At 46.0% G+C, this 20,844-nt stretch carries 19 protein-coding genes; 5 read left to right on the top strand and 14 right to left on the bottom strand.

The genetic code is table 11. The features are described from left to right. Nucleotides 1-37 precede the first annotated feature (37 nt). The 3 genes from ACRRSY_RS14325 (at nt 38) to ACRRSY_RS14315 (ending at nt 2,056) form a co-directional block, all read left to right on the top strand. Nucleotides 38-922 carry a LysR family transcriptional regulator gene (locus ACRRSY_RS14325; protein WP_432463528.1) on the top strand — a complete coding sequence of 295 codons (885 nt, stop codon included), beginning with the start codon at nt 38-40 and terminating at the stop codon, nt 920-922. Nucleotides 923-1,059: 137 nt separating this feature from the next. Further along, nucleotides 1,060-1,458, top strand: a complete 399-nt coding sequence (locus ACRRSY_RS14320) for a GFA family protein (protein ID WP_432452555.1) — start codon at nt 1,060-1,062, stop codon at nt 1,456-1,458. A 115-nt stretch (nt 1,459-1,573) separates the two neighbouring features. Continuing rightward, on the top strand, nt 1,574-2,056 hold the full coding sequence (locus ACRRSY_RS14315; RefSeq protein ID WP_432452556.1) for a tetratricopeptide repeat protein: 483 nt from the start codon (nt 1,574-1,576) through the stop codon (nt 2,054-2,056). Nucleotides 2,057-2,214: 158 nt separating this feature from the next. Here the strand turns inward: ACRRSY_RS14315 and ACRRSY_RS14310 are convergent, their stop codons facing one another. The 8 genes from ACRRSY_RS14310 to hutC form a co-directional block, all read right to left on the bottom strand. Next, nucleotides 2,215-3,099 carry an alpha/beta hydrolase gene (locus ACRRSY_RS14310; protein ID WP_432463527.1) on the bottom strand — a complete coding sequence of 295 codons (885 nt, stop codon included), beginning with the start codon at nt 3,097-3,099 and terminating at the stop codon, nt 2,215-2,217. 281 nt (nt 3,100-3,380) lie between these two features. After that, nucleotides 3,381-4,688: a YjiH family protein gene (locus tag ACRRSY_RS14305; RefSeq protein WP_432463526.1), complete on the bottom strand. Its 1,308-nt coding sequence runs from the start codon at nt 4,686-4,688 to the stop codon at nt 3,381-3,383. A 541-nt stretch (nt 4,689-5,229) separates the two neighbouring features. Beyond that, nucleotides 5,230-5,511 carry a hypothetical protein gene (locus tag ACRRSY_RS14300; protein ID WP_432463524.1) on the bottom strand — a complete coding sequence of 94 codons (282 nt, stop codon included), beginning with the start codon at nt 5,509-5,511 and terminating at the stop codon, nt 5,230-5,232. A gap of 16 nt (nt 5,512-5,527) precedes the next feature. Further along, nucleotides 5,528-7,534 (bottom strand): urocanate hydratase, encoded by a 2,007-nt coding sequence (locus ACRRSY_RS14295; protein ID WP_432463523.1) that lies wholly within the window; start codon nt 7,532-7,534, stop codon nt 5,528-5,530. Nucleotide 7,535: 1 nt separating this feature from the next. Beyond that, the gene (gene hutG / locus ACRRSY_RS14290; RefSeq protein WP_432463521.1) at nt 7,536-8,363 is read right to left on the bottom strand and encodes an N-formylglutamate deformylase; all 828 of its coding nucleotides are present in this window, start codon (nt 8,361-8,363) and stop codon (nt 7,536-7,538) included. After that, nucleotides 8,356-9,579 (bottom strand): imidazolonepropionase, encoded by a 1,224-nt coding sequence (gene hutI / locus ACRRSY_RS14285; RefSeq protein WP_432463520.1) that lies wholly within the window; start codon nt 9,577-9,579, stop codon nt 8,356-8,358. The genes hutG and hutI overlap by 8 nt, the downstream gene beginning before the upstream one ends. A gap of 115 nt (nt 9,580-9,694) precedes the next feature. Further along, complete coding sequence (gene hutH, locus ACRRSY_RS14280; protein ID WP_432463518.1) at nt 9,695-11,242, bottom strand: histidine ammonia-lyase; 1,548 nt, start codon at nt 11,240-11,242, stop codon at nt 9,695-9,697. A gap of 544 nt (nt 11,243-11,786) precedes the next feature. Continuing rightward, nucleotides 11,787-12,542 (bottom strand): histidine utilization repressor, encoded by a 756-nt coding sequence (hutC, locus tag ACRRSY_RS14275; protein WP_432463517.1) that lies wholly within the window; start codon nt 12,540-12,542, stop codon nt 11,787-11,789. Between the two features lie 157 nt (nt 12,543-12,699). On the opposite strand from hutC, the gene ACRRSY_RS14270 reads away from it, so the two are divergent. After that, nucleotides 12,700-14,070, top strand: coding sequence for a formimidoylglutamate deiminase (locus ACRRSY_RS14270; RefSeq protein ID WP_432463516.1), 1,371 nt, complete (start codon nt 12,700-12,702; stop codon nt 14,068-14,070). 315 nt (nt 14,071-14,385) lie between these two features. Here the strand turns inward: ACRRSY_RS14270 and ACRRSY_RS14265 are convergent, their stop codons facing one another. The 6 genes from ACRRSY_RS14265 to ACRRSY_RS14240 all read right to left on the bottom strand — a co-directional run bounded on the left by ACRRSY_RS14265 (nt 14,386) and on the right by ACRRSY_RS14240 (nt 19,092). Further along, entirely contained in the window at nt 14,386-14,748 is a 363-nt protein-coding gene (locus tag ACRRSY_RS14265) for a hypothetical protein (protein WP_432463515.1), read from the bottom strand. Nucleotide 14,749: 1 nt separating this feature from the next. Then, entirely contained in the window at nt 14,750-15,100 is a 351-nt protein-coding gene (locus ACRRSY_RS14260; RefSeq protein WP_432463514.1) for a hypothetical protein, read from the bottom strand. Between the two features lie 62 nt (nt 15,101-15,162). Beyond that, nucleotides 15,163-15,528, bottom strand: a complete 366-nt coding sequence (locus ACRRSY_RS14255; protein WP_432463513.1) for a hypothetical protein — start codon at nt 15,526-15,528, stop codon at nt 15,163-15,165. Between the two features lie 3 nt (nt 15,529-15,531). Beyond that, nucleotides 15,532-16,554, bottom strand: coding sequence for a hypothetical protein (locus tag ACRRSY_RS14250; RefSeq protein WP_432463512.1), 1,023 nt, complete (start codon nt 16,552-16,554; stop codon nt 15,532-15,534). A 492-nt stretch (nt 16,555-17,046) separates the two neighbouring features. Beyond that, on the bottom strand, nt 17,047-18,408 hold the full coding sequence (locus tag ACRRSY_RS14245) for an alpha-amylase family glycosyl hydrolase (RefSeq protein WP_432459668.1): 1,362 nt from the start codon (nt 18,406-18,408) through the stop codon (nt 17,047-17,049). 114 nt (nt 18,409-18,522) lie between these two features. Continuing rightward, nucleotides 18,523-19,092 carry a TetR/AcrR family transcriptional regulator gene (locus ACRRSY_RS14240; protein WP_432459667.1) on the bottom strand — a complete coding sequence of 190 codons (570 nt, stop codon included), beginning with the start codon at nt 19,090-19,092 and terminating at the stop codon, nt 18,523-18,525. 177 nt (nt 19,093-19,269) lie between these two features. Between ACRRSY_RS14240 and ACRRSY_RS14235 the strand changes: the two genes are divergently transcribed. Beyond that, nucleotides 19,270-20,259 carry a transposase gene (locus ACRRSY_RS14235; RefSeq protein WP_432459666.1) on the top strand — a complete coding sequence of 330 codons (990 nt, stop codon included), beginning with the start codon at nt 19,270-19,272 and terminating at the stop codon, nt 20,257-20,259. The last annotated feature ends 585 nt before the right edge of the window (nt 20,260-20,844 follow it).

The raw sequence follows: 20,844 nt of genomic DNA, 5'->3' as shown, positions 1-20,844 counted from the left end.
GAAAATACGTCACAACAACTGTGAGAAATACTCACTCATGAGGCATTTAAAGGCGTTTCATGTTTTTCATATCGCCGCTCAGTCGAGCAGTTATAGTGAAGCCGCTAAAAAACTCTACTTAACCCATGGTGCCATTAGTAAACAGATCAAAGTGTTGGAACAGCATTTACAAAAGCCTTTATTTATCAAGCAAGGGCGACGAATGCAGCTAACAGCGCAAGGAAAAGTTCTGAAACACTATACTGATGTGGCGTTTGATGCGCTTGACAATGGTGCCAAGCAAGTGATTAATATGGATGAGCATCATCTTGAAGTGTCCTGTGAGCCAACCTTAACCATGCGTTGGTTAATGCCGAGGCTATCGCAGTTTCACCAAAGCTCAGGGATTGATGTCCGGCTCTCTACCGCTGGTGGTGCTATTGCCTTAAATGAGAATGGCCTATCGATGGCGATCCGGCGTGATGATTTTGATATCCCCGAAGATTATGGTGTTCACCCCTTAGTCGAGGAATGGGTTGGGCCGGTGATGTCTGCGGCTTACTGGGATAAAGTTCAAGCAGATCTTACCAAGATGACTTTATTACACTCCGAAACGAGAGCCAGTGCATGGCAGGATTGGTCACAACACTCTTGCCATGTACTGCCAGTACATCCGTTTGAAAAGACCTTCGAACATTTTTATTTTTGCTTGCAAGCTGCTGCAGATGGTCTTGGGGCTGCAATGGGCTCTTATCCGTTAGTGGCCGATGATTTAGCTTGCGGTCGTTTAATTGCTCCTTTGGGTTTTATCTTGTCAGGGCATCACTATATTTTACTTAGTTGTCGCAATGAACTTGTAGAAGATGAGGCTCAGTTTTTAGCCTGGTTGCAGGACTGTATGCGTCGATCTTGTCCCGAAGGTTTGTCTGGTAAGCGAATATGATTTATTGGCCACCGAAGATGTTTGAGATTGAGAGATCTTCTTGCCGTTGCCCTATTGTGGTTTTGTGCTTTAATTGATCACCGCTTCTCGAAAGTATTTTTCCTGAATATATCTGCTTACAAACTTTGGAGTATTGAATGCGTCAAATCAACGGTAGTTGTCATTGTAATTCAGTACAATGGGCGTTTGAATTACCGATTAAAACGGTGGTCAAATGTCATTGTAATAGTTGTCGGAAATTGCAGGGCTCTGATTACAGTACATGGATTGTTGTGCCTCAGGCACAGTTCGAAGTGATTAAAGGTCATGAATATATCGCTAAATATAATGCCACAGAGTCATCCAGTAAGGCATTTTGTTCTAATTGCGGTTGTTCAGCATATTTGGTTAATGGTAAGCATTTCCCAGAAGACTTTGTGCTGCCTCTCGGCTCAATTGATCACTATTCAGAAGCGCTGGCACCGCAAATTCAAGTGTACACGACCGACAAAGCCGCGTGGCTAAAATTACATGATGATGAACCTGTATTTAGCTAAAGCTGTCACCCTTACAGCATTGTATGTAGTAAGGGGGCTTTTTGTATAAAACAAAGGTCGCAAACAGAGTCTGTTATGCGCCATTGTTTGATAACTTATAAGTGTTTAAGTATTTATGGAAACAGTAATCAATCGGGCTATTGCTTTGCGTAAGGACGGTCTGTACCAAGAATCTCGATCTTTGCTCGAAAGTTTGCTTAAGGATCGGACATTCGCGGCCAAAGCTCACTTGCAAATTGCATGGTCGTACGACAATCAAGGCAAAGAACAAGCGGCAATTCGGCATTATAAATTAGCCTTATTGGGTCCACTTTCTGCATCCGAATGCTTTGATTGCTTATTTGGTCTCGCAAGTACTTATAGAAGTCTCGGTGCTTATGCCGAAGCTTTACTTTACTTTGAGCAAGTTATGAATGAATATCCTGAGTCAATTGAAGCTCAGCCTTTTTATGCCATGTGTTTGTATAATGTGGGTCGCCACAAGGAGGCCATTTCATTGCTGCTTGAGCTCTTGGTTTCAACCACAAATAGTGGATCCATTCAAGAATACCAAGCGGCTATTTTGTTATATGCCAAAGACCTCGACAAAATTTGGTAAGCACAATTTGCTCATAAAATGGAATGACATACCCAGTATGGCTTGTGGTTAAAGTTGGTGTCTACTGACCACTTGGGGTTCAACGATGAAGCAAGCTTGGCTTCATCTGAACCTGCCAGTACTTTGATTATTCTAGGGGAAGACTAGTGGCTTACTGTTCACTCGCGATGTTTTGAAGATAGAGGCGTGATGCTAAGTTTTTGCTGAATAAAGGCTAATAATTTGTCGGACTGATCGTGGAAGTGTTCAATGGAGTCATGTTGTGCCCCTTCAACAGCCATAATTGTCATCGACTGTTTGTCTGTAGCATTCTGTTGAATCAGTTGCATATCGCTGATCGGGACCACCTTATCTTCCGTGCCGTGGGCCAGTAATACTGGACAGCGAAGCTCGCTGATTCGGTTCATCGGGGCAATATCTTCGAAACGAAATCCTATCACATGTTGAATGTAGTTTAAGATCTGCGTACGCATGAAGCGAGGCAACCAGGGTTTGTCTAAATGGCGCTTCATTAGCAGGTTGGGATGTGCAAAGCCCGACAGGCCTATTACCAAATCGATGTCATGGCGCCGGGAAGCACTCAGAATAGCTGCCGCCGCGCCAAGCGAATGGCCTAGGACCACCAGTTGATGGCCAGGGGAGCGCTGTTGAAGCCAATCAAGTGCGCAGCCAAGATCTTCAGCAAAGCGCGGCAGTGAGGAAAAACTGTCTCGGTCACTGCGACCATGATTGCGCGCATCATAAAGTAGCACATCCATTCCGGCAGCGTAGAAGGGTTGCGCCAGTGGTAGCATCATTTCGGCGTTTGCCCCCCAACCATGCACGATGACCAGAGTACATCGACTGTTGTTGGCGGGCAGAAACCAGGAAAACAGTTGTTTACCGTTTACGCTGCTGAGCCATTGCTCTGAGAAGTTCATCCCCAGCGCTGCGGGGGTCGATTGTTCGATGATCCGTGGTGCGCGATAGACCCGATGCAAGATCAGCGGAAAGCATAGTAGCAGGCAGGCAAGTACGACTGTCAGGAGTAAAAATAAGTCCATGGATGATGGCTTAAGCGTTAAGGTTTAGGCCAGCATTATAGCAAGCGAAACATCTGCGCGAGTGCGTGAATGTCTTAGTTTTTGAGCTTGAGTTTTTGAGCTTAAGTTTTTGAGCTTAAGTTTTATGATTGGCAGGCGATTGCTAGACAGCAAAAAGTCTGGATTAGTGATATCAAGACGGTAAGCCGTAGATAGTCAGTGCTTGCTTGGGGCTGATGGAATCGCCGTCGTCAGCAAGGGTGAACAAGCTCATAAGCAAATGATTATGAGCTTGTGATTGATTAACTAAAAAGCACGAGTGCTGTGGGTACCGCAAGTAGCAAGCTTAAAAGTGTGCGAATAAACCAAATCACCACTAATTTAGCAACACTTAAGGGGATTTTGGTTGAAAGAATACATGGGATGGATGCCGAGAAAAATAGGATGGATGAAATCGCAACCACTCCTGCTGAAAAGCGAGCAACCAAATCGGCATCTTTCATCAACAAAGCGGGTAAAAACATTTCGGCTAACCCAGAGGCACTGGCCTTAGAGAGCGCCATCGCATTATCGATATTAAATATCCAAATTACCGGATAGAACAGGTAACCAATCCAATCAAACAGCGGCGTGTATTTGGCGAGCAATAAACCGATTAAGCCGACTGACATAATTGAGGGCAAAATGCTAATCGTCATCAGTAAGCCATCTTTTAGATTGACCAAAATACTTTTACCAAGTGGTGGTGCGTGTTCTGCGACTTCCAAGCCATTTTTAAGAGCGCTGGCGAGTCTATTTCCTGGCTCGCAATTTGGCTCTCGATGGCTAGCGTGGTTATTGATTGTTGTTAATGGGGGGAGGCGGACTGTGATTGCGGTGACGATGAAAGTAATCAACAGTGTTAACCAAAAGTAAAGATTCCAAATCGCCATTAAATCTAAAGTTTTTGCAACGATAATCATAAAGGTCGCAGAAACCGTTGAAAAGCCGGTTGCGATAATCGCCGCTTCGCGTGCCGAGTAGTGACCCGAGAGGTAGACTCGGTTGGTGATCAGTAAACCGATGGAATAGCTGCCGACAAAAGAGGCGACCGCGTCAATTGCAGAGCGCCCCGGCGTGCGCCAAATTGGCTGCATTAATTTTTGTAAAATGATGCCAATACTTTCTAATAGACCGTAACTGACTAAAAACGCGAGAAATACTGATCCAACTGGTACGATTAAACCGACCGATATGACCAGCTTATTGAATAAAAACGGCAGCATATCGGGAGTTTGTAAAAACGCTGGCCCCGATTGACTGATGGCGAGAATGGCTGCGATAACACCGAGCCATTTCAACGCAAGAAAAACTTTATTGGAGAAACTTTTACGCCATTCATTACTGATGATGGGGTAAATGGCACCAGCCAAAATCATGGCCATCGCATACCAAGCGGTTCCAGCACCAAGGCTTGTTTTTAACCAAGCGACAATATGGTCTAAAGGAATGCTTTGTTTTCCAGCAACCGTGATTGGAATAAAAAACATAAAGATACCGACACTACTTAGTCCAAGCAATCTTGCCCAAACCAAGCTTGGTGAAGTACTCGACTTGACCAGCTGACTCATTGCACTCTCCATTTTACATTCAATTTGTTAGCGACGCGAAGACGAAGCTTGATGTGAGTTATATATATGTATATACAACTAAGGCTAGTCAATAAGTAGCAATCTATATGCCAAGTGATAAGCATTCATGAATACAGCGTCAGCCAAGTAAGATGCATCGATGTATCGCCCATTTCAGGTGTTTCTGCACCAGTTTGGGGCGATAAACGCACCTATTCAGTGCTTTTGGGTCGGTTTCTTGAAGGTTTTACGAGTGAGGACGAGATATTTTTCTGGTTGTGAGTTATTTTTGCTCAATACTTTGTGGGGGCGTTGTTATTATCTTGTCTTTGCCTTAAGGGTTTCCAGTGCATATGACAGAGGCCTCGGTTCGGCCTAATGACTCGGGTAAATGAGTGCTTGTATATGCCTATTTATACCAGGCTAACTATCTGTTCATTCTTGCTAGCCTGGATCAGCACGACCGCGTTATGTGTGTTGTAATTAGAGCCACTGGTGACAGCACTTCATGCCTGGTGCTCGGCAGATTTATTCTATGCAATCAGCGGATCATATACTGAATCACATCGGCATTAGCTGGGAAAAGGAATTTAAACACATCATGATAAATTGAAACACCAACTTGATTGGTATGGCAATGCTGCAGATATAAGTTCCCCGATCGTGAGAATTTGTGAGTAAGAGTGGCATAGAGAGCGAGAATGTGGGGAATGGGTTGGGGACGGAGTTGTTGATCAATTTGCTTCATTCTGAGCTGGCCTGTCGATTGCCAATCCATCGAGTATCCGCAAACAAAGCCTTGAGTGAGTGTATGCTCACTCAAGGCCTGTACCACTTAGTTATTGAATTAATTGATCAATTAGCGCGTCATCTGCCACCGAGGGGATGGTGACTTTTAGTCGCGGCTCGGCAGCCATGGCTCGTTTGATGGCAAACACCGCGCCTTCATTTCGAGCCCAGTTTCTTCTTGATATGCCGTTATTTACATCCCAATGCAGCATCGACTTCAAGCGTCTGGCACAATCATCTGAGCCGTCCAGCAGCATCCCGAAACCGCCATTGATCACTTCGCCCCAGCCAACGCCACCGCCATTGTGAATACTGACCCAGGTTGCCCCGCGGAATGAATCGCCAATCACATTGTGGATCGCCATATCGGCGGTAAATCTAGAACCGTCGTAGATATTTGAGGTTTCTCGATAAGGTGAGTCGGTGCCGGATACATCATGATGATCGCGACCCAGGATCACTGGTGCAGATAGTCTGCCCGACTTGATGGCCTGATTAAATGCATCCGCAATCTTGATCCGTCCTTCGGCATCGGCATATAAAATTCTAGCTTGAGAGCCCACCACCAATTTGTTTTCCTTGGCTTCTCGGATCCAAAGCAGGTTATCGGCAATCTGTTGTTTAATTTCTTCTGGCGCCTCCAGATACATGGCTTCCAGTACTTCCGCGGCAATTTGGTCGGTAACATCCAGATCCTGTTCACTGGACGAGGCGCATACCCAGCGAAACGGTCCAAAACCATAATCAAAACAAATCGGTCCCATAATATCCTGTACGTAGGAAGGATATTTAAAAGAGCCGTCGGCTTGCATAATATCGGCCCCGGCGCGACTCGCCTCAAGCAGAAAAGCATTCCCATAATCAAAGAAATACATGCCCTTGGCGGTGAGCTGGTTAATCGCATCAACATGCCTTTTCAGGGAGTGTTGCACCGCAGCTTTGAATTTTTCAGCTTGATTGGCCATCATCTCATTGGACTCCTCAAAGCTGTAACCAACCGGGTAGTAGCCACCCGCCCACGGATTATGCAGCGAGGTTTGATCGGAGCCGAGATCCACTTGAATATCTTCCTGAGCAAACCTTTCCCAAAGGTCAACGATGTTGCCAAGATAAGCCAAGGAGACTGGCTTGCCTTGCTCCAGCGCGAGTTTCACTCGGGCCATGAGTTGCTCGATATCTTCATAGATTTCATCAACCCAGCCTTGTTGATGGCGTTTATAAGCCGCTTTAGGATTCACCTCGGCCACGATACCGATGGTTTTGGCGATGACTGCTGCTTTGGGTTGGGCGCCACTCATTCCGCCCAGCCCAGAGGTGACAAATATCGGTAGTTTGGATGGATCGCGATCCGGTTTCATTCGGGTGGCATTTAAAACGGTCAGTGTGGTGCCATGCACAATCCCTTGTGGTCCAATATACATGAATGAACCCGCTGTCATCTGACCATATTGAGTCACCCCCAGTGCGTTAAATTTTTCCCAATCATCGGGCTTTGAATAGTTGGGGATCATCATGCCATTGGTCACCACCACCCGAGGAGCATCTTTGTGTGACGGATATAAACCCATAGGATGACCCGAATACAACACTAAGGTTTGTTCATCGCTCATCTCTGCGAGGTACTTCATGGTAAGGCGATACTGGATCCAATTCGAGAACACCGAACCGTTGCCACCATAGGTAATCAGTTCTTCAGGATGCTGGGCAATCGCATGATCTAGATTGTTGCTCAGCATCAGCATAATGGCAGCGGCCTGCTTGGATTGGTGCGGGTACTCATCGATAGACCTTGCCGAAATCTGATAGTTCGGCATGAAACGATACATGTAAATGCGGCCGTAGGTTTCCAGCTCCTGATAAAAATCTTCAGCAAGTTCCTGATGATGCGCTTCGGGAAAGTATCTTAGGGCATTTTTTATGGCTAATTTTTTCTCGGTCTTAGTGAGAATATCTTTTCTTTTTGGCGCATGGCTTAAGTTCTCATTTCTGGCTCTTTTGGCCGGTAAGATCTTCGGGATACCTTCTAAGATCATGTCCTTGAAACTTTGCTCAGTCATTTTAAACCTCGTTTGTATTCTTTAAGTATGCTGCTTTGCCGGGCGCTAATAAACAGCTGATGAGCTGCTGTAACAACCGCTTAAGGGGCTCAATTTTGCCGCTATCCAGCTGATAAGTTTTAGAAGAATCAGCTAGATAAGTATCTTGTGAGAGCTCGAGCTGAATCGCGTGAATGTTGTGTTGGGGCTGGCCAAAATGGCGGGTGATGTAGCCGCCCTTAAAGCGTCCGTTACAAACATGGCTATAGTGGCTACTAGCTACAATCTTATCTAAGTCAGTGAGTAAGTCAGGCGCGCAGGCGAGGCCGTCATTGTTGCCGAAGTTGAAATCGGGCAGTTTTCCTGCAAATAACATCGGCACCTGTGCGGCAATGCTATGCGCGTCAAATAAGATGGCATAGCCAAATTGGGCTTTCAGCCGCGCCAGTTCGCTGGCAATCTGTTGGTGATAGGGCTGCCAAATTTCAGTCTTAATCTGTGCTTTTAAAGGGGCGCTATGCTGCTTGTCGGTTAAAAAAACCGGGCGTTCATCAAATAATATCTCCGGAAATAACCCGGTGGTTTTACTGGCATAAAGTGCTTGGTCGTCCTGCGGGCGATTTAAATCCACGACATAGCGTGAATAGTTGGCGCTGATGATGGATACATCCAACTCGCTTAAGAACTCGTATAACTGAGGCAAATACCAGTCGGTATCCGGCAAGTGCCTGGCCGATTCGCTCAGGCGCGCTTGCATCCCGGGCAATAATTGCAGGCCACTATGTGGCATGCTGACCAGGAGTGGGCTATTGCCCTGATGAAACTGAAATGGTTTTTCGCACTTAAACATCTGTGAGTTCTCCTGCTTTGACCCGAGCCTTTAACAAATCCCCACCCAGCCAATAACTAAGCTCTCCTGGGCTGTCGATGTCCCAACAGACAAAATCGGCGATTTTGCCAAGGCTGAGTTGGCCATGAGTCTTGGCCAAACCTAAGGCTTTGGCGGCATGAATGGTGGTGCCTGCCAGTGCTTCTTCGGGCGTTAAACCAAACAGGGTACAGGCCATGTTCATCATCAGTCGCAGCGAAAGTACGGGTGAGGTGCCGGGGTTGGCATCGCTGGCAATCGCCATCGGCACCCGGTATTGGCGTAATAGCGCAATTGGTGGCCTTTGGCTTTCTTTCAAGCAGAAGAAGGCGCCGGGCAATAACACCGCGACGGTGCCCGATTGCGCCATGGCGGCAACATCTTGCTCGGTTAAATATTCCAGATGGTCAGCTGACAGAGCCTGGTAGCGAGCGGCTAAAGAACTGCCGCCAAGCGCCGACAACTGCTCGGCGTGTAATTTTACCGGTAGCCCTAAAGATTGCGCGACTTTAAAGTAGCGTTCCACTTGTGCGGGACTAAAAGCAATGCCTTCACAAAAGGCATCCACTGCATCGGCCAAGCCTAAATGGGCGATTTGTGGCAGTAGTTGTTCACACAAATAGTCGATGTAGTCGTCGGCGCGGCCCTTAAATTCTGGCGGCAGGGCATGCGCGGCGAGGCACGTGGTTTGAACGTCCACCGGAAAATCGTTGGCTAAATCGCGAGCCACTTGCAGCATTTTGGCTTCATCAGCGCTTGTGAGGCCATAACCCGATTTTATTTCTACCGTGGTGACCCCATCTTTTAGCAGCGCGCTTAAGCGGCGTTTGGCGGAGTCGGCCAACTGTTGTTGACTGGCCGCCCGAGTGTCTCTTACTGAAGCGGCGATGCCACCGCCTGCCTTGGCGATTTGTTGATAGCTGATGCCATTGAGGCGTTGCTCAAATTCGCTAGCGCGATTGCCACCAAAAATCAGGTGAGTATGGCAATCAATTAAACCGGGGGTGACCCAGCCGCCGCCCAAATCATGTTCCTGCTCAGCCTGATAAGCCGGAAGCTGTGCATATTCACCAATCCAGACAATGTGCTGTTGGCTGACGCCAATGGCTGCGTTTTCGATGCTTTGGTAGTGGCCACCTTGCATGCTGGCGAGGTGGAAACCATGCCAAAGAGAATCAAATTTGATGACTTGACTCATCTGCGCCTCGTTTCTTGTTTGATGATTAAAATTGTCAGGCCACGGCTGGTTTGCAGCTGTGGCGCTGCGGTAACTACCGACGGTGAGCGATTAAGGCTTGCCGCCGAAACCAGGCTTATGCCTTCATTGCGCTTTGGCTGGGCAACAAACCCGCTGGCATCAACTCGTTATGCAGGGCTTCGGCCAGCAGCTGGTTGGCCTTTTCGATATCCGCTGCGAAATAGCGATCTTTATCGTAAAACGGTACTCGGGCGCGAAGCTCGGCTTTGGCTTGCTCCAGTCGCTCGGTCGACTTCAGAGGCGATCTAAAATCTAAACCTTGCGCCGCGGCGAGCATCTCTACGGCTAAGATCCCACGGGTATTCTCCGACATGTCTTTTAAGCGGCGCGCCGCAAAGGTAGCCATGGAGACATGGTCTTCTTGGTTGGCCGAAGTGGGGAGGCTGTCAACTGACGCCGGATGAGCAAAGCTTTTGTTTTCGCTAGCCAGGGCGGCTGCGGTTACCTGCGCAATCATAAAGCCGGAGTTTACCCCACCGTTATCGACCAAAAATGGCGGCAGTTTGCTGAGGCTGCTGTCGATGAGCAGCGCCATCCGTCGCTCCGATAAACTGCCTATTTCGGCAATTGCCAGTGCTAGATTATCGGCGGCAAAGGCCACCGGTTCGGCATGGAAGTTACCGCCGGAAATAATATCGCCTTCGGCGGCAAACACTAAGGGATTGTCGGAGACGGCGTTAGCTTCCACTAATAGGGTTTTGGCGGAATTTCGGATCTGATCTAAACATGCGCCCATGACCTGGGGTTGGCAACGCAGCGAGTAGGGATCTTGTACTTTTTCGCAGCCCACGTGGGATTCGCCTAAGTCACTACTCTCACCAAGCAAATGACGATAAGCGGCCGCGGCGTCTATTTGTGTTTGATGACCGCGTACTTCATGGACACGCGCATCAAAGGGACGGCGGCTGCCGAGCGCAGCTTCTACCGATAGAGAACCACAGACAATTGCTGAAGCGTACAAATCTTCGGCATGAAATAGGCCTTCCAAGGCAAAGGCGGTGGAGGCCTGAGTGCCGTTGAGCAAGGCCAAGCCTTCTTTGGGCGCCAGAGTAATTGGCGCTAAGCCCGCGATGGCAAGCGCGGCTTGTCCAGAAATGATTTCCCCCTTGTAGCGAGCCTGACCTTCGCCAAGCAGTACCGCGCTCATATGGGCCAGCGGGGCCAAATCACCGGAAGCCCCCACCGAACCTTTTTGTGGAATACAGGGGTATACCTGTTTATTAATCAGGGTAAGTAAAGCTTCAATGACACTGAAGCGGATCCCCGAGAAGCCGCGAGCCAGACTGTTTACCTTCAGCGCCATTACCATTTTTACCGTGGCATCACTCATCAGCTCGCCAATACCAGCCGCGTGAGATAACACGATGCTGCGTTGTAATTCTTCCAGATCGTCAGCGGCAATACGGGTATTGGCCAACAAACCAAAACCGGTGTTAATCCCGTATACGGTGCGGTCTTCGGCGATGACATCGTTTACAACCTGAGTGCTGGCATCGATGCCGGCAATTGCACTGGGGTCGAGGGATAATTTAACGCTACGACGGCTGATTTGGCGTAACTGATTAAGGCTGATTTTTCCGGGTACGATTGTCAATTCAAACATGAATTATCTGCTCCGCAATGTTTGCTGTTTGATGAGGTGAACCAGCTCAGTGGCAATTCAACTTCGCTATAAAGCTTGTCTTAGTTTAGTCGTTGTAATTGCCAGTTTGATAGTAATGACTGCACACGGCTAGTATCACTATCGAAGTGGTTTTGCTTGCTCAACTCATACTAAATTATGAACATGGTTCTTGCCACTTGGCTTAACATGTATATACAAGTTGGCTAAACAATAAAATCAAATGTGATTTAGCGCAAGTATTTTCTGTGGAAAAACCGATGCGAGTATACCTAATCGGGTCAAGGTGGTGGGCTACTTGTGCGGAATTGAGGCAAAGTTATCTAGATGAAAGCTCGCCATGTGCATCAATTTTTGAGGAAAGGCTAGGGAAATAACTCATCAATAGGGCGGCAAGCTTTTGCTGCAATGCGCTTATTGTTTGGTCTTTGCAATGCGTCGTGAGTGGGACTTGCTGGTTTGATTCAGCAATAAGCCGCGCATACGATAAAAATGCCTTGAAAAATCCCCTAAAGCTCGGTGCTCTCTAGCGATGAAAGTGACCAAATAGTTGGAATCTTGAGCTGGGAGATAATAGGCGAGCAGTAGTCACCAATTGTTCCTTGGACCAGGTGCGACGCTTAATTTGTAAGCAGGGTTCGCTGGGGTCGATTTGCAATAACTGACACTCCTCAGCGCTGGCCATCACCGCCTCAACCAAATGTTCACCCTCAGTCATGGGGGCGACCTTCATCAGATAGTCATAGGTGGTATTCAATTGAAAATCTTGTTTATCGTAATCAGGCGCAAGGCTGGCGTTTACCACTCGTTCTTCTAGTTGGATCGGTTGCTCATTTTCGAAGTGTAAAATAGTCGCTCGAAAAATGCTGTGACTGGTTCGCACCCCAAGATTCATCGCCTCTTCCATGGTGGCTTTGGTACGGGTAATTTCGATTAATTGAGCACGGTGCTGGTGGCCGCGAGCGGAAATTTCGTCGGCAATATTGTGTACTTCGAACAGCGCCGAATGGGCTTTTTTTTGCGCAACAAAAGTGCCAACCCCTTGTTGGCGAATCAGGATGCCTTCATCGGTCAGTTCTCGTAGGGCGCGATTAACCGTCATGCGGCTGATATTGAGCGCCTTCACCATCTCTGATTCTGAGGGCACCCGCTGGTCGGCCTGCCACTCTCCGCTACTTATTTTGTGGCAAATGGCCTGTTTTACTCGAGCGTATATCGGCGCAGGTGAGTCCTCAATCGCTTGAGATAAGCTGTGCATAATGCTGCTGGCGGTTTCGGCCATAGGGTACCTGTGTGATGGGTGGTCGTGGAGCGAATGCTTTGGATTATAACCAGTAATCGCCTGTCATCACAGTGCGGATGTCGTAAAAAAATAATCTTGTATAGACAAGCTGCTTTCTATTACACTAAATTCATCTAATGAATCACGAGAGAAGGCGATGAGCAGCCAAGTTTATTTTGCCGAGCAGGCCCTGCTTAATCAGGGTTGGGCTCAGGATGTTCGTATTGAGGTCTCGAATGGGGTGATCCAGTGGATTGAGCAAGACAGCAGCGCCGAAGCTGCGACGATTTTGAGTGGGCCAACCTTACCGACACTGGCCAATCTTCACTCGCACGCCTTTCAACGTGCCATGGCCGGAATGGCCGAGGTGAGCCTCAAGCCAAACGATAGTTTTTGGAGTTGGCGTGAGCTGATGTATCGCATGGTTGGTCAGTTGAGCCCGGATGATGTGCGGATCATTGCCACTCAGTTGTACATTGATTTGCTCAAGGCGGGTTACAGCCAGGTGGCAGAGTTTAATTATTTGCATCATCAGCAAAATGGTCAGGCTTATGCGCAGCTTAACGAGATCAGCCAACAGTTGCTTGACGCCGCCGATACCGCCGGTGTTGGTTTAACCCTGTTGCCCGTGTTATATAGTTATTCTGGATTTGGCGGTCAATTACCCAATGCAGGGCAAGCCCGTTTTATTAATGGTAGCGAGCAATACTTAGCGCTACATCAAGCTTGTGAGCAGTCGATTGCGGGCAAGCCCTTACATCAGTTAGGGATCTGCTTTCATTCACTGAGAGCGGTTAGTCCCGAGCAAATCAAGCGGGTGATGGCAGCACTTCGCAGCCCCATGCCGATCCATATTCATATTGCAGAGCAACAAAAAGAAGTCGCAGACTGTTTGGCCTGGAGTGGTCAGCGTCCAGTGCAATGGCTGGCCAACGAAATTGGCTTAGATGAGCGTTGGTGTTTGGTGCACGCCACCCATTTAAGCGAGCAGGAAATGCTCACGCTGGCACGCAGCCAGGCGGTGGCGGGTTTATGCCCCAGTACCGAGGCGAATTTAGGCGATGGAATCTTCCCCGCCGCTGACTATATAAGGGCGCAGGGACGTTGGGGCATCGGCTCCGACAGCCATGTAAGCCTGTCGCTGGTGGAAGAGTTACGCAGCTTGGAATACGGCCAACGACTGCGTGATCAGCAACGTAATCGGCTGTATAGTCAGAGTCAAAACCATGTTGGCGACTTTTTATTCGAGCAAGCTCGTTTGGGAGGCAACCAAGCGACGCAGGTACAATTGGGTTTGGCCGAAGGTCATCGCGCCGACTTTATGGTGCTCGATCATCAGCATCCATTTATTGCCGCCAGCAAGCCCCAGGATATCCTCAATCGCTGGCTATTTGCCTGTAATGAAAACCTGATCCGTCATGTCTATGTAGCTGGAAAACCAGTGATCTGCGATTTTCAACATCCTCAACAACAAGCCGCACGAACGGAATTTACCGCCTTGCTGAGCCGCTTATTTAAGGCAGTTTAAAGCCTTGGCTGCGTGAGCCGCAGATGCTCACGCTCACCGTTCATGAGTGTGGATCTCCCAAGCGTTTTAAGCCGGTTGCTTCCTCAAGAAGCGCCAGTGATGGAGCGCTCATATGTCGCACCTTGGCTAGAGCTTATATGGCTGTTCACCAAATGTGGTGGAAAGACTTTCAACAAACATTAATAAGCGAGGTAATCGGTAAACGTTCATTGGCAAGATAAGCAAATAGCAAGACACATAGGTTCATTCCCGCTGGGTCAAGTTAGAGCCAGCAAGTTTTTACAATGTTATTACTTTATTGTGGACGGCCTGACCTCAAATGTCATAGATTTCCATAATTACGCCGCCAGCCACCATTAAAGCGAAACTCAAGATGAACCAACAAAAAGCAAAAACAAATAGATTACGAATATGCTTTGGAACATGGTCTCTTTTTTCTAGCATCCCATAACGTTTCGCATGGAAAGAGCTTAAAAATACAGTGGCGTATTGTAAAACGCCTTGCCCAGAGAAAAACATGTTTAAAGAGTAAAATCTTACTCCATCATCAAGTTCATCTTCTAAATATATCAGCCATTTTGACTTCAAGTAGGCAACGATACCGATCCAAATAAATACCCCTATACCACCAAAAAGTGAAAGGGTTAAAAAAACAACTTCTGGTAACTGAAGCTGCATATTATTGAATGGAATTAGTGCGGTACAATAATTCCCCTCCTTTGTTGCCTAAAACACCTCCCAATTCACTACCAGCATAACCACCAGCAGCACCTGCAACAACAGAACACCAAAAAAAGCTTGTTCCTCCTGATGGCAAACCAAAAACTAAGGTACAAGTTGTCCAAGTCGCGACCATTCCACTACCAATGCCGCCCACCACACCGAGTCCTGCTTTTCCTGTTTGGGTATATTTAGCTTTAGTGCACGTTGCCTCATTAGCAAGCGAGCAAGCTTTTTGTATGTTAGAAACGGCATCAACTCCGGTTAAGGCGATTCCTACGTAGCCAACACGTTTTAGGTGACGAGCCATTTTGTCAAGTTAGAGCCAGCAAGTTTTTACAATGTTATTACTTTATTGTGGACGGCCTGACCTCAAATGTCATAGATTTCCATAATTACGCCGCCAGCCACCATTAAAGCGAAACTCAAGATGAACCAACAAAAAGCAAAAACAAATAGATTACGAATATGCTTTGGAACATGGTCTCTTTTTTCTAGCATCCCATAACGTTTCGCATGGAAAGAGCTTAAAAATACAGTGGCGTATTGTAAAACGCCTTGCCCAGAGAAAAACATGTTTAAAGAGTAAAATCTTACTCCATCATCAAGTTCATCTTCTAAATATATCAGCCATTTTGACTTCAAGTAGGCTACCAACCCAAGCCAGAAAAAAACACCAAAACAGCCAGCCATAAAACAAATAAGCGAAATTTTTGATAAAAGGGTAATTTCACTCATAATTTACTTAATTCCATTCCATTTATATAATTCTTCGCCGAATGATTCGGCTTTGTTACCTGCTATTTTGCCACTGGCATAACCACCAGCAGCACCTGCAACAACAGAACACCAAAAAAAGCTTGTTCCTCCTGATGGCAAACCAAAAACTAAAGAACAAGTAGCCCAGATACTAATAGCTCCGCCTGTGGCTCCCCCTGCAATACTGCCTGCCGCTTTCATTGTATTTTTATATTTAGCTTTAGTGCACGTTGCCTCATTAGCAAGCGAGCAAGCTTTTTGTATGTTAGAAACGGCATCAACTCCGGTTAAGGCAATTCCTACGTAGCCAACACGTTTTAGGTGACGAGCCATTTTGGCAACTGTTTTATAGTTTCTTGCAAAGTTAGGAATAGTGGTTGCGTTTCCGGGCTGTTTACGCCACTGATGGACAATACTTTTACTACTTAAGCCTAAATTACTACGAATATCTCCAGCGACTAAATGACGACCGAGTGTTGGTTGTCCAAACCGACTCAGAGCAGTGTTTAGCCTTTGAAAATGCACTTTTCTTTTAGCAAAGAAACCTTGGCTATTTAAGTTACCGGTTGAGTTGTAGCTACTCACGTAAGAACGCTCTAAGTCTTTTAATATAGCCTTTACTTGGTTAGTGTGTGCATTCCATGTGGTATTGCTCACGCCTAATAGTAAGCCATTGTAGCTTGCGACATTCGACAAAAAGTCATATCTCTTGGCTAATATTTTTCGTTCTGAACTATCGAGCATTAATAGCGTTTTATCAACTGCGAGCGCAATTTCTAAAAAGTCAGCTTCTTCTTGCGTACATTGATTACTATTGGCAGGGGATAGCAACACAATTTGGCCAACTTGCACCTTATCGTTTTTTAGGTGGGCGTTAACCATCTTGAAGTGGTCATAAACCATTTGATTCGGAGAGTTATACATAATCATAATTAGTTGGTCGATCGACATCGATTTTTCAACAATGTGTATAACTTTGTCATGAACTCTAGTTGGTGAAGACACGGGCTACCCTTTATATAGTTGGCTATTTTTATAGAGAATTTAAGACACTCTACAGTAATTGATAAATAAGTAAATAAAGGTGGTGTGAAGAGTACAATTATTGAGATACAATTATTGAGACACCCACATTAACTCGGGTCAATTATTGAGACACCCACACGGTCAATTATTGAGACACCCACACTAACTCGTTGGACAAAATCCCTTTGCTAGCGTAGTGGGGGTAGGGCAATCACTGCGACATTATAAGCGCCAACACCAGCAACAACGGATTAAAGGCATGGGTGCCGCCAAGCGCTGGCTTGATGTTAGCTAAATATTGACAACCTAACTTCATTCCCTCTGAGTTGGTATTTAAGCTTCTCTCGAATTGTGATACGGAGACACCCATTCCAGTACTTAACCAAGTGTCTAGAAGTACAGCTAGGGATCGCCGCATCAAACCACACATAGTTTTGCCATAGAAACCAAGTTACAATTCTAAACCCCCGATTATTCTAGGACTTTGAGCACACGTCCCCAACATCCTGGAATTTCGAGAGAGAGTTCGCCGTGATGACACTGAAAACACTGCTTATGATTAAGCAGGTCAAGCACAGTTTGTCCTAGTACGGCGATCGGGATGTGGACTGTTACTGGTTGCTGACATGTATTCACAACCACGATTATCTTTTCCTGCTCATATTGCCGGAGAAAGGCAAATTGCTCCGAGGCCACAAACAACTGTTGGTAGGTCCCATGCTGTAACGCCGGAGATTGTTGGCGGAGATAACTGATATGAATAATAGCGGCTCGTAAATCAGCGTGCTTTTGTGTTCCCATGGACTCCAATTGGAGTTCTGGGCGTAAGTTGTGGTCGCTATTATGTTGTCTTTCTCCTTCTAAGCCCCATTCACTCCCATAATATAGTGATGGGACTCCTGGAATAGTAAACAGCAAGATATACAAGGGATAGAGATGCGCTGGATCATGTAGTGTGGAGGCTACACGATTAACATCATGATTATCGGCAAAATTATATAGGTATAGACCGCGGTAAATGCCATGCTCTTGGTTGAAAAGACGGTTCAGAGAATAGGCTATCTCAAAATAATTGTGATCATTATGGCTAGAATATAGTCCTTTATAACATTCATAGTTTGTGGTTGCATGTAACATATCTGGGTTTGCCCACTGCGTGTAATCACCATGAATAACTTCACCCATTAACCAAAAATCTTTCTTTATTTTTTTTGTGTACGAGGCGAGGCGTTTCATGAACTGCTTATTTAACACGTCAGCGACATCTAAGCGCAACCCGTCAATTTCAAACTCTTCTATCCAGAGACGTACGGCCTTAAAGAGGTGTTCCTCTACCTGTGGATTGGTGACGTTGAGTTTGACCAAATTGAAATGGTCATTCCAACCCTCATAGGAAAACGGATCGCCGAAGGGACTGCGTTGCTGAAAATTGATCTCGCAAAACCACTCCGTAAAGATTGAATGTTGTTGATGTTGCTGAAGATCCTGAAACGCAAAGAAATCACGACTGACATGATTAAATACGCCATCCAGCACAACTCGGATATCGTGTTGATGAAGGTGTTTAATAAGCTGTTTTAAGGTCTCGTTTGTACCTAATCGACGATCCAGTTCAAAATAATTAACGGTATCGTACCCATGAGATTCTGACTCAAAGATGGGTCCCAGATACACGGCATTTATGCCCAATTCCTTCATATGGGGGATCCATTCACAAATTTTAAACAGTCGTTCTTTATTTTGCGAATGATAGTCATTGTGCTCAGGGGCTCCGCAAAACCCGAGTGGATAGATATGATAAAACACGGACTCTTCATACCAGGCATGAGTCATGGTTGTTCTCCTTATTAAGTACGTACCGTTAGGTATATAAAAGTGGTAAAAAAAATGGATGCCTTGTTCAGTTTTCTCCCAAATAAAGCATCGGTTTAAATAGTGTTTTACTTATCATGAAAAGATCCCATACATGTACTGCTGACAGGCAATATGGGCTCTTTCGTCATTTAAAGTAATCTGACGATCATAGAAATTTGTAGTGATATAGGCATTGACCATCCCCAAAAACGTCACAGCGTAACGCGTGCTGCGGCCCCGCATATTTCCATGATCCTGTTCAGCACTGCGAAAGATGTCTTCAAGGATCGCATATTGCTGTTCAACAAAAGGAAATATTGTCTTTCGGGCTTCGCTTTGTTCGGATGAATACATCAGTGATAAGGCGAACCGATATAGATCTGGTGATTTCGTGGCAAAACGGAAGTATGTTTTCACAATATTCTCTAAGGTGAGCGTCATATCGCCAGAATAGACCGCATTGTGCGCCAGACCTTCGAGAAACGGGTCAAAATACTGTTCTAGCAATGTTACAAGTAACCCTTGTTTGCTGCCAAAATAATAGTACAGTGTGGGTTTCTTCACGCTCACGGCCTCTACGATTTTTTGGATCCCGACATTTTCATATCCATTTGCCGTAAATAACCGTAAAGCGGCTGATAACATTTCGTCTTTTTTATTCATGTGTCATATATACCGATAGGTATACACTGCGTCAAGGAAAAAGTATGGAATTGATGAAATTCTGTAACATCCAGACAATAAGAACAATAAGAACAATAAGCGAGACATCCATACCAACTAGCGAACCCATTATTAATTATCTAAACTGTCAATAGATGTTTTTTGGGAGTTTTAGTTATGCCTCGTTCAAGACAATCGCAAGTGAGCTTAGCGGATACACTTTATTATCATTGCGTTTCGCGCTGTGTTCGTCGTGCTTTTTTGTGTGGTGAAGACCAACACACTGGTAAGAGTTATGAGCACCGGCGTCAATGGGTAGAAGACTATTTACTACAACTGGCAGCGGTGTTCGCTATTGATGTTTGTGCTTATGCTGTTATGAGTAATCACAGTCATGTGGTGTTGCATGTTGATAAGGAGCAAGCCGAAGCGTGGTCGATGGATGAAGTGCTAGAGCGCTGGCACATTCTGCACAAAGGTACCTTGCTGACCCAAATGTACCTTAATCCTCAAGTTCGTTTACGACTTGATGAAGCTCAATTACAAGCCATCAAAGATACTGCGGATATGTATCGCGCTCGCCTCTATGATTTAAGTTGGTTTATGCGCCATTTGAATGAACACATTGCTCGAGAAGCAAATAAAGAAGATAAGTGTACAGGTCGCTTTTGGGAAGGCCGCTTTAAATCACAAGCACTATTAGATGAAGCTGCGCTTGCAGCTTGTATGGCTTATGTGGACTTAAACCCCATTCGCTCAAACATGGCCTCTACGTCAGAAACCTCAGACCACACCAGTATTAAGCAGCGTATTCGGCAAGCTAAGCAAGGTCAACAACCTAACGCGCTGATGCCCTTTGCTGGCAATCCCAGTGAAACCATGCTCAAAGGCTTACCCTTTGAACTACAAGATTATCTGCAATTGGTGGAACTCACTGGTCGAGTTATTAGAGAAGATAAACACGGTTATATCGATGATGCGCAAGCGCCTATTCTGCAACGCTTACAAATTGACGAAGAAAGCTGGTTAGCTTTGAGTACTGGCTTAGAAAACTACTTTGCTAGCGCGGTGGGGACAGGGCAATCACTGCGACATTATAAGCGCCAACACCAGCAACAACGGATTAAAGGCATGGGTGCCGCCAAGCGCTGGCTTGATGTTGGCTAAATATTGACAACCTAACTTCATTCCCTCTGAGTCGGCATTTAAGCTTCTCTCGAATCGCTGTGCTTGCTGCTTTGCTTTTAGTGGCTTTTCGCCGTAAAAACATAAATTCAAAGCTGCTCTTTTCTACGTTTGGCTGTTTCTTATTGGATGAGTTGTAATGCTTGTTACCTGATGGAAGTGATTGAATAGTATTTTAAAATGGCTGTCTTTTTATTATTTTTTTTATTATTTTATTAGAACGCCAGACAAAACCACAAAAATCCGCCAGTAATGACATCCGATTTGAACTTTTAAAACAGGTCGTCAACTGCTCTTATCTGATCGGTATTCGCCAACTAGGCTTCTTTGTGTAAAACGCGCATTTATTGTGCGCAAAACAGTAGTACGATTAAGCCGGGCTTGGTGGTGGAAACCCTAAGTTAATTGGCTGCGAAGACTCACCGATATTAGCCACTTGGCCGATTATGTGCGCTGGGCCTAGCATAAATTCTAGTTGCGAAAATCCAATATATCTGGTAATTAAATGCTAATGATAATTATTACCGTTAAGGTTGTTGTGCGTTACCTACGACTTTATATGAGGGC

Origin of the sequence: Agarivorans sp. QJM3NY_33, from assembly GCF_050870865.2 — a bacterium.
In the GTDB taxonomy this organism is placed as follows: domain Bacteria; phylum Pseudomonadota; class Gammaproteobacteria; order Enterobacterales; family Celerinatantimonadaceae; genus Agarivorans.
The sequence above is the reverse complement of the archived record's forward strand: the minus strand, read 5'-3'. Positions and strand labels throughout refer to the sequence as shown.